The following is a 16,296-nucleotide window of genomic DNA, read 5'->3' as shown; positions in this document are numbered from 1 at the left end:
GCTGGGACGGTGGTCTGGCCGACGCCACCGATCCGGCGAAGAACGTCGCGCTGAAGACCGCGCTCCGGGCGGCGAAGAAGGCCGCGATCCCGGATACCTATACCAAGCGGGTGCTGGACTATGCCCGCCAGGGCTATGCCGCGATCGAGTTCCCGACCTACGACACCGACTGGGACAGCGAGGCCTATGCCACCGTATCGGGGCAGAACTCGAACAACTCGGTGCGGGTCACCGACGCCTTCCTCAAGGCCGTCAAGGAAGACAAGCCCTGGGAGCTCATCCGCCGCACCGACGGCAAGGTCGCCAAGACCGTGAGCGCGCGTGAGCTTTGGGACCAGATCGGCCACGCCGCCTGGGCCTGCGCCGACCCCGGCATCCAGTTCCACGACACCGTCAACGCTTGGCACACCTGCCCCGAGGACGGCCCGATCCGCGGCTCGAACCCCTGCTCGGAATACATGTTCCTCGACGACACCGCCTGCAACCTGGCGTCGATGAACCTGCTGACCTTCCATCACAACGGCAAGTTCGACGCCGAGGCCTATGTCCACGCCACCCGGCTCTGGACCGTGACGCTGGAAATCTCGGTGATGATGGCGCAGTTCCCGTCGCAGGAAATCGCCCAGCTTTCCTACGACTTCCGCACCCTCGGCCTCGGCTACGCCAACATCGGCGGCCTCCTGATGAACATGGGCCTTGGCTACGACTCTGACGAAGGCCGCGCGCTTTGCGGGGCGCTCACTGCGATCATGACCGGCGTCAGCTACGCGACCTCGGCCGAAATGGCCAAGGAACTGGGGCCGTTCTCCGGCTACCAGCGCAACGCCCAGCACATGCTCCGCGTCATCCGCAACCACCGCGCGGCAGCCCATGGCACCGCGTATGAAGGCCTGAACGTCCCCGCCGTCGCGCTTGACCACGCGAACGTCCCCGACCAAAGCCTTGTCGCCCTTGCGAAATCCGCCTGGGACGAGGCCCTGCGTCTGGGTGAAGCTCACGGCTACCGCAACGCCCAGACGACCGTGATCGCCCCCACCGGCACCATCGGCCTCGTCATGGACTGCGACACCACCGGCATCGAGCCCGACTTCGCCCTGGTGAAGTTCAAGAAGCTCGCGGGCGGCGGCTACTTCAAGATCATCAACCAGTCGGTCCCCGCCGCCCTCGAAACCCTCGGCTACTCCACTGCCCAGGCCGCCGAGATCGTCGCCTATGCCGTCGGCCACGCCTCCCTCGGCCAGGCCCCCGCGATCAACCACACCGCGCTGATCGGCCACGGCTTCGGCCCGCGCGAGATCGAGAAGATCGAGGCCGCGCTCCCCTCGGCCTTCGACATCCGCTTCGTCTTCAACCAATGGACCCTGGGCGAGGATTTCTGCAAGGGCACCCTTGGCATCCCCGCCGAGAAACTGGCCGACCCGACCTTCGACCTTCTGCGTCACTTGGGCTTCACCAAGGCCCAGATCGACGCCGCGAACGACCATGTCTGCGGCACGATGACCCTCGAAGGCGCCCCCTTCCTGAAACCGCAGCACCTGAACGTCTTCGACTGCGCCAACCCCTGCGGCAAGACCGGCAAGCGCTTCCTCAGCGTCAACAGCCACATCACCATGATGGCCGCCGCGCAGTCGTTCATCTCCGGCGCTATCTCCAAGACGATCAACATGCCGAACAACGCCACCATCGCCGAGACGCTGGCGGCCTATGAGCTTTCCCACTCGCTCGGCATCAAGGCCAACGCGCTCTACCGCGACGGCTCGAAACTCTCGCAACCCCTCGCCGCCGCCCTGATCGAGGACGACGAAGAGGCCGAGGAGATCCTGGCCACCGGTTCGGCGCAGGAAAAGGCCGCCGTCATCGCCGAGAAGATCGTCGAGAAGGTGATCGTCAAGGAGTTGATCAGCCGTCACCGCGAAAAGCTGCCGGAACGCCGCAAGGGCTACACCCAGAAAGCCATCGTCGGCGGCCACAAGGTCTATCTCCGCACCGGCGAATATGCCGACGGCTCCCTGGGCGAGATCTTCATCGACATGCACAAGGAAGGTGCGGGCTTCCGGGCGATGATGAACAACTTCGCCATCGCGGTTTCCGTGGGCCTGCAATACGGCGTGCCGCTGGACGAATTCGTTGAAGCCTTCACCTTCACCCGCTTCGAACCGGCAGGCATGGTGCAGGGCAACGACTCGATCAAGAATGCGACCTCGATCCTCGACTACATCTTCCGCGAACTGGCGGTCAGCTACCTCGACCGCACCGACCTCGCCCATGTCGCTCCGAAGGGCGCGTCGTTCGACGAGCTTGGACGGGGCGAGGAAGAGGGCAAGCGCAACATCGCCGAGCCCAGCGAGACGGCAGCCTCGAAATCGCTGGAAGTGCTGAAGCAGATCAGCTCCACCGGCTACCTGCGCAAACGCCTGCCGCAGGAGTTCACCGTGTTGCAGGGTGGCCAGACCACGGCCTTCGGCGGCGGCCTCGCCACCGGCACCGACCTGGCCGCCCCGATGACGGCGGTCCTCTCCGAAACCCGGGTTTCCGGCTTCTCGGAATCGACCAGCACCTTCGCCCTCGGCACCTCCGACGCCCGGACCAAGGCGAAGATCCAGGGCTACACCGGCGACAGCTGCTCGGAATGCGGGAACTACACGATGGTCAGGAACGGCTCCTGCCTGAAGTGCAATAGCTGTGGCGCAACGACCGGGTGTAGCTGATCCCGGCTCGACAGACGAAACCAAACGGCGGGCCAAGCGCCCGCCGTTTCCGTATCATAGGGTGCGCTCAGAGGTGAGACTTGAAACTACCCGCCTCGTTCTCTCGGACTGCCTCGCTCGTCACGTTTCTGCTTTCGCCAATCCTGCTTCTTGTTGTCCTCTTCGCCGTCATCGACTGGCTGAAACCGGTGAAATCCTTTGTCTACCTGACAGGAACGATCTCTTCTGAATACCCCGGCAGTCCGAAGGCAGGGAGATATCGGTTCTCAGCCCTGCTGGAAAACGGCCGCGTCGTCGAAGTCTCGCAGAGTGTTGGCGATCTGCACCTCGTTCCGGGCTCGAAAGTCTGCGTTGCAATCGCAGTCCGCAAGCGCACGGAATGGCGATTCACAGAGCTGGTTCCGATGGCGAAATGTCAGCAATCGTCCTGAGGCAGCACCAGGCACCCAGTTGGCGCAGTCGGACGCCCATCCACCTCCCTTTCACATTTGCCCAAATATCCCACGGGGGTCCGGGGGTGTGAAACCCCCGGTCCGCCACCGGCCATCCAATCCAACGCCGGACCCGAAAGCACCTCCCACCCCAGGGCTGTGGAGGAGGGATGGGGTGGGGACGCCCGCGGCCAAACCTTAACGCCACCCTAACGGAAAATCACAACTCATTGTAATCAAACAGCAATCGAAATTTGTCCACTGTGGACACAGGCGCGACATTTGACCCCGCCCCCCCCACCCGCTACCATCCCCTGATGAAGCAAGACCCCACCCAGGCCCTCCGCGACACCGGAGTCCGTGTGACCCGCCAGCGGGAAGCGCTGCTGAAAGTCCTGACCGAAGCCTCCGACCACCCCGACGCGGCCGAGCTGCACCGCCGGGCCCGCACCCTCGACGACAGCCTGTCGCTGGCCACCGTCTACCGCACCCTCTCCGTCCTCGAACGGGAAGGCGTCGTCCTCCGCCTCGCCCTCGAAAACGGCGGGGCACGGTACGAGGTGGCCGACGCGCCCCATCACGACCACATCGTCGACCTCGACACCGGCCAGATCACCGAATTCCGGTCAGAGAAGATCGAACAACTCCAGCGGGAAATCGCCGCCGAACTTGGCTACGAGATCATCCATCACCGGATGGAACTCTACTGCCGGAAGAAGACCTAAACGGTCCTCACCAGCCGCAGCGCGTCATAGATCGCCGCGTGGGTGTTCCGCGCCTCGACCGCGTCGCCGATCCGGAACAGCTGGAAGCCTTCCACGTCAGGCTGCGCCCGCCCGTCGATCATCGCATCGTAATCCACCGCCCCCTTGTTCCCGGACTGCGGTTTCAGATCGAAGTAGATGTCGGCCAAGGGCAGCGTCCCCGCATTCACCACCACCTGATCATAGACCCCGGTCTTGTCGAGCTTCATGTAATCCGACCCGAACCTTGCCTTCAGCTGGTTCCCGGCCCTCTCGACCGCGTCCAGCTTGTAGGTCACGGTGAAGGTCACGTCCTTGTCCTGCATCGCCCGCATGTAGGGCACCAGGTTCATCGCCATCACCTCCGGCGCGAAGCTGCGGTCGCGGGTCATCACCTCGACCTTGCCGCCCGCTTCGGCGATCATCTGCGCCGCCTGCAGGGCCGAATGGTCGCCCGCGTCGTCGTAGAGAAGCACGTTCGCCCCCGGCTTCACGTCGCCCGACAGGATGTCCCAGGAGGAGACGACAAGGTCGCTGCCTGCCGACAGGATATCGGTCTGCGGCATCCCCCCGGTGGCGATCACGACGACATCGGGGTTCTCGGCCAGCACGTCCGCCGCTTCCGCCCAGGTGTTGAAGCGGAACTCCACGCCCTTCGCAGTACACTGGGCCATGCGCCAGTCGATGATCCCGATCATCTCGGCCCGCCGCTTCGATTGCGCCGTCAGCCGGATTTGTCCCCCCGGCTGGTCGGCGACTTCGAAGACCACCACCGAATGCCCGCGTTCGGCGGCCACCCGCGCCGCCTCCAGCCCCGCAGGACCGGCGCCGACCACGACGACCTTCTTCCTCACGTCTGCCTTCGCGATCTCATGCGGCTGCGTCTGCTCGCGCCCGGTCGAGGGGTTGTGGATGCAAAGCGCCATGCCGCCCTGATAGATCCGGTCCAGGCAATAGGTTGCGCCGACGCAAGGCCGGATGTCTTCCTCGCGGCCCTCGACGATCTTGCGCACGATATGCGGGTCGGCCATGTGCGCGCGCGTCATCCCCACCATGTCGACCTGGCCCGTCGCCACCGCGTGCCGGGCCGTCGCCACGTCCGGGATGCGGGCGGCGTGCAGCGTGGGCATCCCGACTTCGGCGCGGATGCGGCCGGCGAAGTCGAGGTGCGGGGCGGACCGCATGCCCTGGATCGGGATCATGTCGGTCATCGCCGGGTCGGTGTGGATGCGCGAGCGGTTGACGTTCAGGTAGTCGACCATGCCGCTGTCGCGGAACATCTTGCCAAGGGCGATGCCCTCTTCCATGTCGATCCCGCCCGGCTCCATCTCGTCGACGCCGTAACGCAGGCCAAGGATGATCTTCAGGCCGATCCGCTTCCTGACGGCGGCCACGATGTCCAGCGTCAGCCGGGCGCGGTTTTCCAGCGACCCGCCGTAGGGGCCGTCAAGGAAGTTGGTCAGCGGCGACATGAACTGGTCGAGCAGGTGGCCGTGGCACAGGAACTCGATCCCGTCGACGCCCGCGTCCTTCATCCGTTCGGCGGCATCCACATAGTCGCGGATGATGCGGTCGATGTCCCAGTCCTCGGCCGGTTTTGGGAAGGCCCGGTGCGCGGGTTCGCGTTCGTGGGTCGAGGAGACGACCGGCAGCCAGTCACCCTTGTCCCAGCGCGTCCGGCGGCCAAGATGCGAGAGCTGGATCATCACCCCAGCCCCGGCCTCGTGGCAGTCGTCGACGAGCCGCTTCATCCACGGCACGATCTCGTCCTTCCAGACCAGGAGGTTGGAAAATACCGGCGGGCTGTCGCGGCTGACGCTGGCGGACCCGGCGGTCATCACCATGGCGACCCCGGCCTTGGCGCGTTCCAGATGGTAAAGCCGGTAGCGGTCCTTCGGCATCCCGTCGTCGCCGTAGGCCGGTTCATGGCTGGTGGTCATGATCCGGTTGCGCAGCGTCAGGTGTTTCAACTGGAACGGCTGGAGAAGGGGATCGTTGGACATGGGGCCCTGGCCTTTTCGCGGGGTGGAATCGTGGACTGGGGCGGAGTATGGCAAAACTTGACACATGTGTCGAGTTTTGTTTTGATCCGCTTGTGCCGGAAGGCATCGGATGATTAGGTCGGTCGCATGAACATGGCAAAGACAGAGCGCGGCTGGCGGGGTACCCCCGAACTATGGCTGGATGCGGCCTATGGACTTCTGGTCGAGGGGGGCGTCGAGGCGGTGAAGGTCATGCCGCTGGCCGACCGGTTGGGCCTGTCGCGGACAAGCTTCTACTGGCATTTCCCCGACCGGGAGGCGCTCCTTGCCGGCTTGATCGCCCGCTGGCGGTCGAAGAATACCGGCAATCTGGTGGCGCGCTGCGAGGCCCCGGCGGCGGCGATTTCCGAAGCGATGCTGAACCTGATCGACTGCTGGGTCGATCCCGAGCTTTTCGACAGCCGCCTGGAGTTCGCGATGCGGACCTGGTCGCAGACCGATGCCGCCGTCGCTACGGCGATGGCCGAGGCTGATGCGGCCCGCGTGGCGGCGATCGCGGCCTTGTTCCGCCGTTTCGGCTATGACGGAACAGAATCCGACACCCGGGCGCGGACGCTGTATCTGACCCAGGTCGGATATATCGCGCTGCGTTCGGACGAAAGTTTCGACGTCCGCATGGCCCGCATTCCGGCCTATGCCCTGATCTTCTCGGGCGTTGCTCCGACCAGCGCGGAGGTCGCCGCGTTCCTTGACCGCCACGCGGTCAGGTCAGGCGCAGCAGCAGGGCCTTGAGGGCTTGCGCCTCTGCCACCGAAAGTGGTGAGACGGTGTCGGCAGAAATCTGAAGCGCCGTCGCCGCGCGCGCCGCGAATAGCTCGGTTCCGGCCTCGGTCAGGCTGACGGTCAGGCGTCGGCGGTCGGCCGGGTCGGCGGTGGTTGCCACCAGCCCCAGCCTGGCCAGGCGGTCGACCACGCCCTTGATGGTCGCGGCATCCATGGCGGTGGCGCGGCCCAGGTGGTTCTGCGAGACCGGCCCGATCTCGGCAAGACGGGCGAGGACGGCGAACTGGGTGGTCGTGACCTCGGGGATGGCGGCGGCAAAGATCGACAGATGGCGCTGCGTCACCCGGCGCAGGATATAGCCGATCTGGTCATCGAGGTGATAATCTTTTGCGTCGCTCATGGCTTGGCGATACGCCCTGCGGTTGATCCGTGCAAGGTTGTTGACAGCAACCGGGCGCGAGTCGCAATCTTGTTGTCATGCATATGAATTCTGCCCCCTCCGTGCGGGACTATGCCCGCCCCGGCACGCTGGCCGCGGCGACGGAACTTCTGGCGCAGGGTGGCTGGCGGGTGCTGGCCGGAGGGACCGACCTTTACCCAGGCGCGGGGCCAGGTCTGCCGGGCCGGGTGCTTGACCTGACCGGACTGCCGGAACTGTCCGGGATCATGGAGGGGAGGGGCCTCCGGATCGGCGCGGCGACGACCTGGGCCGCGATTGCCGGGACAAAGCTGCCACCTGCGGCGCGGGCGTTGCAGCAAGCCGCCCGGCAGGTGGGCGGGCAGCAGGTGCAGAACGCGGGGACCATCGGCGGCAACCTCTGCAACGCCTCGCCCGCAGCCGACGGCGTGCCGCCGTTGCTGGCGCTAGAGGCGGAGGTGGAGCTGGTGTCGGCGGCGGGTGTGCGGCGGTTGCTGCTGGCCGAGTTCCTGCTCGGCCCGCGCCGGACAGCCCTTCGACCGGGAGAGATTCTGGCGGCGGTGCTGATCCCGGAGGCCGCCCTGTGCGGGGGGTCGGCCTTCGTGAAGCTGGGCGCGCGGTCGCATCTGGTGATCTCGATCGCCATGGTGGCGGCACGGGTGGTGCTGGAGGGTGGGCGTGTCACCGGGGCGGCAATCGCTGTCGGCTCCTGTTCTCCGGTCGCGGTGCGGCTTCCGACGGTGGAGGCGGCGCTGGTGGGGGCTTCGGTGGCTGGGGCGGAGGGTCGCGTCACGGCAGCGGAAGTGCAGGCGGCGCTTTCCCCCATTGACGATGTGCGCGCGACGGCAGGGTATCGGCGCGCGGCGGTGGTGGAACTCGTCCGGCGGGCCGTGGCCGAGGCGGTGGCATGATCCGCTTTTCGCTCAACGGCGCGCCGGTCGTGGTGGAGGCCCCCCCGACTGAACGCCTGTCGGAAACCCTGCGCGAGCGGCTCGGCAAGGTCGGCACAAAGGTCGGCTGCGACGCGGGCGATTGCGGCGCCTGCACCGTGCTGCTGGACGGGGCGGCGGTTTGCGCCTGCCTGACCCCGGCGCTGCGGGTGGACGGTCGGGTGGTGACGACGGTCGAGGGAGAGACGCCGGAACTGACCCGGTTGCGCGCCGCCTTCCACGCCCATGGCGCGGCGCAATGCGGCATCTGCACGCCGGGGATGCTGCTGACGGCGGCGGAGCTGCTGGCCCGCACCCCGCAGCCGTCGGCGGCGGAGGTCGAGACGGGGCTTGGGGGTGTTCTCTGCCGCTGCACTGGCTATCGCAGCATCATCGCCGCGGTCGTGGCCGCCGGGCAGGGCGAACTGCCCTCGGCGGCGGAGGGGGGCGTCGGAGTGTCGGTCCGCAGGCTGGACGGCGCGGCCAAGGTCGCGGGCGACAGCTTCGGCGCCGACGACTGGCCCGAGGGCGCGCTGGTGGTCAAGGCCGTGCGCTCGCCGCATCCCCATGCGGCGTTCGCCATCGTCGATTTGGCGGCCTTCCGCGCCCGCCCCGGCGTGGCGGCCGTCTTCACCGCCGCCGACATCCCGGGCCGCAACGCCTTTTCCGTCATCCCGCCCTTCGCCGACCAGCCCGCCATCGCCGCCTCGCCCGCCCGGTTCCGCGGCGAATGCGTGGCGCTGGTGGCCTTCGAGCCCGATGCCGAGCCCGACCTGTCCGGCTTCCCGATCACCTGGACTCCGCTTCCGGTCCTGTCCACGCCAGAGGAGGCGGAGGCGGGCGAGCCCCTGCATCCCAACCGTCCTGGCAACCTGTTGATCGAGGGGCGGGTGGTCAAGGGCGATGCCGCCGCCGCTCTGGCGAGGTCGGCGCATGTGGTGGAGGGCACGATGACCACTGCCTTTGTCGAACACGCCTACATCGAGCCCGAGGCCGGATCGGCCTGGATGGAGGGCGAGATGCTGGCGATCCGCGCCTGCACCCAGGCGCCGGGGATGGACCGCGAGGATACCGCCGCGATCCTTGGCCTGCCGCTTGACAGGGTGCGGATCATCCCCTCGGCAGTGGGTGGCGGGTTCGGGTCCAAGCTCGACATCTCGCTGCAACCGCTGATCGGGCTTGTGACGCTGAAGACCGGGCGGCCCAGCCGGATGACCTACTCTCGTCACGAAAGCATGACCTCGACCACCAAGCGCCACCCGGCCGAGATGCGGGGGCGGATCGGCTGCGATGCGGATGGGCGGATCATGGGCATGGAGTTCGAGGGTCGCTTCAACACCGGTGCCTATTCCAGCTGGGGGCCGACGGTTGCAAACCGGGTGCCGGTGCATGTCTCCGGCCCCTATTTCACCCCCGCCATCGCCGCCCGGGCGCGGGCGATCCACACCCATGGACCCGTCTCCGGCGCATTCCGCGGCTTCGGCGTGCCGCAGGGGGCGCTCTGGCAGGAGACCATGTTCGACCGGCTGGCGGACAAGGCCGGGATCGACCGGCTGGAGTTCCGGCTGCGCAACGCGCTCTGCGACGGTGATGCCTCGGCGACCGGGCAGGTGTTGCAGGCGACCGGCATCCACCCCTGCCTGGTGGCGCTGAAGCCGCACTGGACCCGCGCGCTGGCGGATGCGAAGGGCCAAGGGGGCCGGGGCGTCGGCGTCGCCTCGTGCTGGTATGGCTGTGGCAACACCGCGCTGCCGAACCCCTCGACCATCCGCATCGGTCTTTCGCCGGAAGGCGAGGTCGTCCTGCATCAGGGCGCGACCGATATCGGCCAGGGGTCGAACACCGTCATCGCCCAGATCGCCGCCGAGGCCGTGGGCCTGCCGCTTTCCGCTTTTTGGCTGATTGGGCCGGACACCGCGCTTACCCCGGATGCAGGCAAGACCTCGGCCAGCCGCCAGACCTATGTCACCGGCCGCGCCGCAAAGGCGGCCGCCGAGGGCCTGCGCGCCGAGATCCTGCGCCGCGCCAATGCGGGAGAGGGGGCAGTTTTGTCGCTTGAGGGCGCGAGTGTCTTGGTGCGCGACCGCGGCATGACGGCCCGGATCGACCTTGCCGCGCTGCCTGCCGACGCGCATGGCCATGCGCTGAGCGCCGAGGCCAGCTATGACCCGCCGACCTCGAAGCTGGACGAGAACGGGCAGGGGGCGCCCTATGCGGTCTACGGCTACGGCGCGCAGATGGTGGAGCTGGAGGTCGATCGGGCGCTTGGCACCGTGCGGCTTCTGAAGATCACCGCCGCGCATGACGTGGGGCGCGCGATCAATCCCATGCTGGTGCAGGGTCAGATCGAGGGCGGCATCGCGCAGGGCATCGGCATGGCGCTGATGGAGGAATACCTGCCGGGCCGCACCGAGAACCTGCACGACTACCTGATCCCGACCTTCGGCGATGTGCCGCCCATCGAAAGCCTAATCATCGAGGTGCCTGATCCCGAAGGCCCGTTCGGCGCCAAGGGTCTGGGGGAACACGTCCTGATCCCGACCGCCCCCGCGATCCTGAACGCGATACGACATGCCACTGGGGCCGAGATCACCCGGATTCCGGCGTTGCCACACCGGGTCCTGGAGGCATTGAGATGACCGAAGCGCCCGCGAAGATCCGCTGCGATGCCTGCCCGGTGATGTGCTACATCGCGCCCGGCCAGACCGGGGCTTGCGACCGCTATGCGAACGCGGATGGCCGGATCATCCGCACCGACCCGGTGGTTCTGCTGTCGCATACCGTCGAGGCCGGGGCGCGCGTGGTGCCCTTCGCCGCGCGGGACTGGGACGGCTCGCCCGTGCCCGCCGACGCTTTCGTGACCGGCATCGGCTCGGGCACCACCTACCCCGACTACAAACCCGCGCCCTTCATCGTGTCCTCGCAGGTCGAGGGGGCCGACATGGTGACGGTCGTCACCGAGGCGATCTTCTCCTATTGCGGGGTCAAGGTGAAGATCGACACCGACCGCTTCCTGGGGCCGGAAGGCGCTATCGTGCGGGCGCAGGGCGAGCCCGTGGGCCATGTGACGACCGCCGAATATGGCAGTCAGATGCTGTCGCTGGGCGGGGTGCATCACCTGACCGGGGGCGGCAAGGCCGAGGGGCGCGTCACCTGCGCCGCGATGCTGGCCTTGTGCAACGGCGGGGCGGTTGAACTGACCATCGACGGCGGCTCGACGGTCGTGGTGCAGGCCGGACAGGCGCCGGTGGTGGACGGGGTCAGGGAACGCCGGATGCGGGTCGGCTGCGGGTCGGCCACCATCGGCATGTTCGCGGTGCAGTGGCGGGGCCTCGTTGACGAGGTGGTGGTGGTTGACGACCACATCACCGGCGTCGTCAGCGAGCATCAGGCCGGCAAGGTGATCGGCTGGGAGCCCTCCGGCATCAAGATCAAGGGGCACCGGTCTACGCCGGGGCGCTATTTCCGGGTGTCGGAGCCGGGGCAAGGCTGGGGCGGCACCCGGTTGACCGACCCGCTGGAAATTCTTGGCGAGTGGAATCCGAAGAAGGGCGCGCGACCGGGGTTGCGGCTGTTGATGGTGTCCACCACGGGCGAGCAGTATGCCTACTATGTGCTGGACGACGATCTGCGCCCGGTGCAACACGAGTTGCCAGGTAACTTGAGGAAGACCGTCGAACTCATTGACGAGAATTGCGAACCTTCGCTTTGCACGGTGCTTTTCGTCGGCGGCGCGGGGGGCAGCCTGCGCGCTGGAGTGGCGAAGAACCCGGTGCGCCTCACGCGGTCGGTGCAGGGCGGCGTCACGCGGCTGACCAGTGGTGGGGCGGAAACTTTCGTCTGGCCGGGGGGCGGAATCACCTTCATGGTCGACGTGACGCGCCTGCCGAAGGGGGCTTTCGGCTATGTCCCGACGCCTGCGCTGGTCGCGCCGCTGGAATTCACCCTGCCGCGCGAGGCTTATCTGGCGATGGGGGGCCACGAGGACAGCATCCGAAGCCTCGAAGAGGCGATGGCCGAAGGTGGCGAATACCCGACGGCGGCGAGGGTCGAGCCATGGCCCTGAACGCGCCCTCTGCCTCGGAAGCCGTCGCCGCCCTGGTGCCGGGCGGGCGGCTTCACCTGCAGCACGGGCCTATCGACATCGTAGCCGAGGCGTTCGGTTTCCCCCCGGCAATCCGCGGCGCCTACGCCCGCGCCGCAGGCCGTTTCGCGACGATCCTGGAGGAACTGGTCTTCGAACTGCCTGCGCTGCGGTCCGAGGACACGCCGGTGGAAGGGGGGATCGCCCGTCGGATGGCCGCCGCCGTGGCCCCGTTCCGACCCGCCTTCGTCACGCCCATGGCCGCCGTCGCGGGCGCGGTTGCCGAAGAGGTGCTGGCCGCGCTTGTTGGTCCGGGCATCACCCGCGCCTATGCCAACAACGGCGGCGACATCGCGCTGTGGCTGGCCCCGGGTGAGCGGCTGACCTGCGCACTCGCGGTCTCCGATGGGATGGACCGGGTGATGGTCGCCGCGACCGATCCGGTGCGCGGCATCGCGACGTCAGGCTGGCGCGGGCGCAGCTTCTCCCTCGGGATCGCCGATGCGGTGACGGTGGTGGCGCGGACCGCGGCGCTGGCGGATGCGGCGGCGACGATGGTGGCCAATGCGGTGAATGTGGACCATCCGGGGATCGGGCGACGCCCTGCGCGGGATATCCGGTGCGACACCGACCTTGGCGACCGACTGGTCACGGTCTCGGTGCCGGTGCTTGCGCCGGAGGAGCGGGCCTGCGCGCTGGAGGCAGGACTGCGGGCGGCGGAAGCTTTCCGGGCGCGTGGATTGATTGAAGGGGCGGCACTTTTCCTGCAGGGTGAGCGTCGGGTGACGGGCGCGCTGGCGCTGGAGACGGGGGATGCAAGTGGCTGATTTCGCAGTGCGGAAGATCGTGATCCAGCTGGAGGAAATCCGGCACGAAGGCGGGCCATTGGTGACGCCTCCGCCGGTCAGGGGCGCGATCTACGCGATCTGCGCCAACCCCTTCGCGGGCCGCTACGTCGCCGACCTGCAAGCGGCGATGGAGGACCTGAAGCCGCTGGCGCTGGACCTGACCGACCGGCTGGTTGCCGCACTCGGGGGCCGTCAGGGGATCGACGCCTATGGCAAGGGCGCCATCACCGGCGAAGGTGGCGAAAGCGAGCATGGCGCGCTCTGGCATGTCGCGGGCGGCTACGGGATGCGCGAGCGGCTGGGCGAATGCCGGGCCATCGTGCCAAGCGTGATGAAGGTCGGCGGCATGGGCGCGACGCTCGACATGCCGCTTGGCCATCTGAACGCGGCCTATGTCCGGTCGCGCTTCGACGCGATCACGCTGGCTTGCGCCGACGGGCCGCGGGCGAACGAGGTCCTGTTCGCGCTCGGCATGGCGCGGGGCGGGCGGATACACAGCCGGATGGGGGGGTTGGAGATCGAGCAGGTCAAGGGGGAGGACGGATTGCGGTGACACGCGAGCCCTTCGCAAAATTCTTCGAAGAATTTTGGCCGGAATTTTCGAAAATTCCGGGGCTCGCCGCCGTGGCCGTTCTCCTGACACCCGGCCTTGCCTTCGCTTGTGCCCTGCCGCCCTCGGTGATCCTGACGCTGCCGACCGGCCACTATATCACCGCTGCCGCGCTGACGGTCGCCCTGACCGCGCTTCTCGGTGCGGCGGTGCATCGTCTTCCGGTGATGGCACCGCGCCTGGTTTGGGAACACCGCGTGCTGCTGCCGGTGGCCCTTACCTCCTACCTTTCCTTCCTGGTCTTCCTCGCCCTGATCTTCGTCGGCCTCTTTGGCGAGCGCGATCCGATGCACAACCTCATGACGCTTGTGTTCTGGACCGGGGTCTGGATCGTGGTCCCGATCGGCTCCATGCTGTTCGGCAACCTCTGGCGGGCGATCAACCCCTGGTTCGGGCCGGTCCGCATCGCCCGAACGCTGCTGGGCCGCAGCGGCTCCATCGGCCTCTCCCGCCTCGGCCACTGGCCAGCCGTCCTCGGCTATGCCGGGTTCGTCTGGTTCCAGATGGTCTCGCTCTACCCCGACGACCCGGCGGTGCTGGCGAAGCTCGCGCTCGGCTACTGGCTGGTGATCTTCACTCTCGCCACGCTGGAGGGCGAGGACTGGCTGGTGCGGGGCGAGTTCCTGACCGTCCTCTTCGGCCTCATCTCGAAGGTTTCGCCCGTCTGGCACGAAATTGATGAACGCAGAACCCGCCTGATGGTGGGCTGGCCGGGGACGCAGGTGCTGGCGATGCCGTCGCTGTCCCCGTCCGCCGTGGTCTTCGTCAGCCTTGCCCTGGCCGCCCTGACCTTCGACGGCATGGCGGAAACTTTCTGGTGGCAGGCGCTGATCGGGCAGAACCCGCTGGAGCCGGTGGGCCGCAGCGCTGTGGTCTGGCAGAACACGGTCGGGCTTGTCGCGGTCTGGGTTGGGACGCTGACGCTGATCCTTGCAGCGATCACCCTTGCCCGCCGGATCGGCGGGGGCGTCGCGACGGGGCCTGTGATACTGTCCTTCCTTGCCATCGCGGCGGGGTATCACGCGGCGCATTATCTGGTCATGCTGCTCACCGCCGGGCAATACACGCTGGCCGCCCTGAACGACCCGTTCCTGACCGGCGACAGTTGGCTGGGACTGCCGCCCTTCTACGTCTCCTTCGGCTTCCTGACCGATCCGGGCGTGATGCCGTTCATCTATGCCGCCCAGTTCGCGGCGATCCTGGGCGCGCATCTTCTGGCGGTCCTCCTGGGGCTTAAGCTGGCGGGGCAGGGCGCACGGCCGCTGGCGCATGTGCCGATGACGGTGCTGATGGTCGCGTACACCGTGCTTGGGCTCTGGCTGCTGTCCACCGCCAGAACCGGATGAAAAAGCTGGACAGTTCCGGGGCACTGACCCCCCATGACAACCAGGGCCCGACACGGGGCCGCAACAGTGGAGAATCGGACATGACGAGCTTGCTTCATCCCACCCGCCGCGGCCTGCTTCTGGCCGGGGGTGCGGGGCTTCTGACCGCCGCACTGCCGGGTCATGTGGCCGCGCAAGGCGCACCGATCAAGATCGGCTTCCAGCTGCACCGGACCGGCATCGGCGCGGCTTACGGTCGCTGGTACGAACGCACCGCGCAGGCCGCGCTGAAGGCGATCAACGACGGCGGCGGCATTGCCGGACGCCCGGTCGAACTTTTGTTCGAGGACGACGCGACCGACCCCAAGCGCGGTGCCGAGGTGGTGGACAAGCTGACCCAGTCCGACGGTTGCGACGTGGTGATGGGAACGCTTTTCAGCCATGTGGTGATGGGCTCGGCGCCCCGCGCGGGCGAGCTGAAGGTACCCTATCTCGTCTGCTCGGAGGGCTACCATGTCGCGTCCGGCGCGCTGAACCGGTGGACCCTGCAGCCCGGCATCACCGATGTCCGGAGCCAGATACAGGCGATGGCGCCCTGGGTTTCGGCCAATCTCGGCAAGAAGGTCGCCATGGTCTTTCCCGACTATGCCTTCGGTTACGACCACCGCGATTTCTTCACCGCCGCGATCGCGGCCCAGGGCGGCGAGGTGGTGGCCCAGATCGCCATTCCGCCGACCGAGACGACCTTCACCCGCTATTTCCCGCAGATCCCGGCCGGGACCGAGGTGATCTATCATGTCATGGTCGGCCCGGCGGTCCTGACCTTCGTCAAGGAACTGGGCGAGTTCTACGGCTCGGGCGCGAAGCCGCAGCTTTTCGGCTTCATCGATTCTCTCGAAGCGGTCGATACCGCGACGCCGGGGCTGGAATTCCTGGAAGGCTCGCATTTCTGGGAGGCGCATCCGCGCGTCAAACCCGCCGACGCGGGCGAGCACGAGGCCGCCTATCGCGCCGCCGTGGGGGTGGACGACAACGGCGCCTCGGTCAGCGATCCGGCGGATGTGGCGACCTATTCGCACATGTTCTCGACCTGGGAGACACTGTTCTTCCTGAAGCAGGCGATGGAGGCCGCGGGATACACCGGCCCGGCGGACAGGCAGAAGCTGGTCGAGGCGATGGAGGCGATCGGCGACATGCCCTATGGCATCGAACGGCCGCAGGGGGCCAAGGTCTTCAACGGCAAGACGCACCAGGTCTTCGGCACGCAGAACATCAGCCAGATTCAGGGCGGCAAGCTGGTGCGGGTCCACCAGACCAGCATGGCCGACGGCGCCTATGACGATGCGGTCGACTACACGACGATGGCTTTCTGAGCCGCATGGGAAAATCACCCCCCTGCACCTGCAGGAGGGTGATTTTCCCGGCTTTTCCCTGG

General features: G+C 67.4%; 13 protein-coding genes. 11 read left to right on the top strand and 2 right to left on the bottom strand.

The features are described 5' to 3' along the window. The 3 genes from JNL31_RS16865 to JNL31_RS16855 form a co-directional block, all read left to right on the top strand. Positions 1 to 2,708: vitamin B12-dependent ribonucleotide reductase (locus tag JNL31_RS16865; protein ID WP_294975771.1), on the top strand; the 2,708-nt coding region annotated here is incomplete at its 5' end. Positions 2,709 to 2,788: 80 nt separating this feature from the next. Continuing rightward, positions 2,789 to 3,139, top strand: coding sequence for a hypothetical protein (locus JNL31_RS16860; protein ID WP_294975768.1), 351 nt, complete (start codon positions 2,789 to 2,791; stop codon positions 3,137 to 3,139). Between the two features lie 317 nt (positions 3,140 to 3,456). Further along, entirely contained in the window at positions 3,457 to 3,864 is a 408-nt protein-coding gene (locus JNL31_RS16855; RefSeq protein WP_294975765.1) for a Fur family transcriptional regulator, read from the top strand. On the opposite strand, the gene JNL31_RS16850 is transcribed toward JNL31_RS16855, so the two are convergent. Further along, positions 3,861 to 5,885 carry an NADH:flavin oxidoreductase gene (locus tag JNL31_RS16850; protein WP_294975762.1) on the bottom strand — a complete coding sequence of 675 codons (2,025 nt, stop codon included), beginning with the start codon at positions 5,883 to 5,885 and terminating at the stop codon, positions 3,861 to 3,863. The genes JNL31_RS16855 and JNL31_RS16850 overlap by 4 nt on opposite strands. Before the next feature lie 132 nt (positions 5,886 to 6,017). Here JNL31_RS16850 and JNL31_RS16845 point away from each other — a divergent pair, with 132 nt between their 5' ends. Next, the gene (locus tag JNL31_RS16845; RefSeq protein ID WP_294975759.1) at positions 6,018 to 6,656 is read left to right on the top strand and encodes a TetR/AcrR family transcriptional regulator; all 639 of its coding nucleotides are present in this window, start codon (positions 6,018 to 6,020) and stop codon (positions 6,654 to 6,656) included. On the opposite strand, the gene JNL31_RS16840 is transcribed toward JNL31_RS16845, so the two are convergent. After that, positions 6,628 to 7,047, bottom strand: coding sequence for a MarR family transcriptional regulator (locus tag JNL31_RS16840; protein WP_294975756.1), 420 nt, complete (start codon positions 7,045 to 7,047; stop codon positions 6,628 to 6,630). The genes JNL31_RS16845 and JNL31_RS16840 overlap by 29 nt on opposite strands. 77 nt (positions 7,048 to 7,124) lie before the next feature. Between JNL31_RS16840 and JNL31_RS16835 the strand changes: the two genes are divergently transcribed. The 7 genes from JNL31_RS16835 (at position 7,125) to JNL31_RS16805 (ending at position 16,234) form a co-directional block, all read left to right on the top strand. Further along, positions 7,125 to 7,976, top strand: a complete 852-nt coding sequence (locus JNL31_RS16835; RefSeq protein WP_294975753.1) for an FAD binding domain-containing protein — start codon at positions 7,125 to 7,127, stop codon at positions 7,974 to 7,976. Next, positions 7,973 to 10,633, top strand: a complete 2,661-nt coding sequence (locus tag JNL31_RS16830) for a molybdopterin cofactor-binding domain-containing protein (protein ID WP_294975750.1) — start codon at positions 7,973 to 7,975, stop codon at positions 10,631 to 10,633. The genes JNL31_RS16835 and JNL31_RS16830 overlap by 4 nt, the downstream gene beginning before the upstream one ends. After that, positions 10,630 to 12,060 carry a 6-hydroxynicotinate reductase gene (locus JNL31_RS16825; RefSeq protein ID WP_294975748.1) on the top strand — a complete coding sequence of 477 codons (1,431 nt, stop codon included), beginning with the start codon at positions 10,630 to 10,632 and terminating at the stop codon, positions 12,058 to 12,060. The genes JNL31_RS16830 and JNL31_RS16825 overlap by 4 nt, the downstream gene beginning before the upstream one ends. Continuing rightward, positions 12,051 to 12,905 (top strand): UPF0280 family protein, encoded by an 855-nt coding sequence (locus JNL31_RS16820; protein WP_294975746.1) that lies wholly within the window; start codon positions 12,051 to 12,053, stop codon positions 12,903 to 12,905. The genes JNL31_RS16825 and JNL31_RS16820 overlap by 10 nt, the downstream gene beginning before the upstream one ends. After that, positions 12,892 to 13,479 (top strand): amino acid synthesis family protein, encoded by a 588-nt coding sequence (locus JNL31_RS16815; RefSeq protein ID WP_294975744.1) that lies wholly within the window; start codon positions 12,892 to 12,894, stop codon positions 13,477 to 13,479. Before JNL31_RS16820 ends, JNL31_RS16815 begins: the two co-directional genes overlap by 14 nt. Positions 13,480 to 13,550: 71 nt before the next feature. Beyond that, entirely contained in the window at positions 13,551 to 14,882 is a 1,332-nt protein-coding gene (locus JNL31_RS16810; RefSeq protein ID WP_294975741.1) for a hypothetical protein, read from the top strand. Between the two features lie 80 nt (positions 14,883 to 14,962). Next, positions 14,963 to 16,234 (top strand): ABC transporter substrate-binding protein, encoded by a 1,272-nt coding sequence (locus JNL31_RS16805; protein ID WP_294975739.1) that lies wholly within the window; start codon positions 14,963 to 14,965, stop codon positions 16,232 to 16,234. Positions 16,235 to 16,296 lie beyond the last annotated feature (62 nt).

Origin of the sequence: Tabrizicola sp., assembly GCF_016792905.1 — a bacterium.
GTDB lineage: Bacteria > Pseudomonadota > Alphaproteobacteria > Rhodobacterales > Rhodobacteraceae > Tabrizicola.
The sequence above is the reverse complement of the archived record's forward strand: the minus strand, read 5'-3'. Positions and strand labels throughout refer to the sequence as shown.

What these genes read in the sequence shown, in the direction of transcription:
- JNL31_RS16855 (WP_294975765.1), top strand. Translation starts at nt 3,457, where the DNA reads ATGAAGCAAGACCCCACCCAGGCCCTCCGCGACACCGGAGTCCGTGTG.
- JNL31_RS16850 (WP_294975762.1), bottom strand. Translation starts at nt 5,885, where the DNA reads ATGTCCAACGATCCCCTTCTCCAGCCGTTCCAGTTGAAACACCTGACG.
- JNL31_RS16845 (WP_294975759.1), top strand. Translation starts at nt 6,018, where the DNA reads ATGGCAAAGACAGAGCGCGGCTGGCGGGGTACCCCCGAACTATGGCTG.
- JNL31_RS16840 (WP_294975756.1), bottom strand. Translation starts at nt 7,047, where the DNA reads ATGAGCGACGCAAAAGATTATCACCTCGATGACCAGATCGGCTATATC.
- JNL31_RS16835 (WP_294975753.1), top strand. Translation starts at nt 7,125, where the DNA reads ATGCATATGAATTCTGCCCCCTCCGTGCGGGACTATGCCCGCCCCGGC.
- JNL31_RS16830 (WP_294975750.1), top strand. Translation starts at nt 7,973, where the DNA reads ATGATCCGCTTTTCGCTCAACGGCGCGCCGGTCGTGGTGGAGGCCCCC.
- JNL31_RS16825 (WP_294975748.1), top strand. Translation starts at nt 10,630, where the DNA reads ATGACCGAAGCGCCCGCGAAGATCCGCTGCGATGCCTGCCCGGTGATG.
- JNL31_RS16820 (WP_294975746.1), top strand. Translation starts at nt 12,051, where the DNA reads ATGGCCCTGAACGCGCCCTCTGCCTCGGAAGCCGTCGCCGCCCTGGTG.
- JNL31_RS16815 (WP_294975744.1), top strand. Translation starts at nt 12,892, where the DNA reads ATGCAAGTGGCTGATTTCGCAGTGCGGAAGATCGTGATCCAGCTGGAG.
- JNL31_RS16805 (WP_294975739.1), top strand. Translation starts at nt 14,963, where the DNA reads ATGACGAGCTTGCTTCATCCCACCCGCCGCGGCCTGCTTCTGGCCGGG.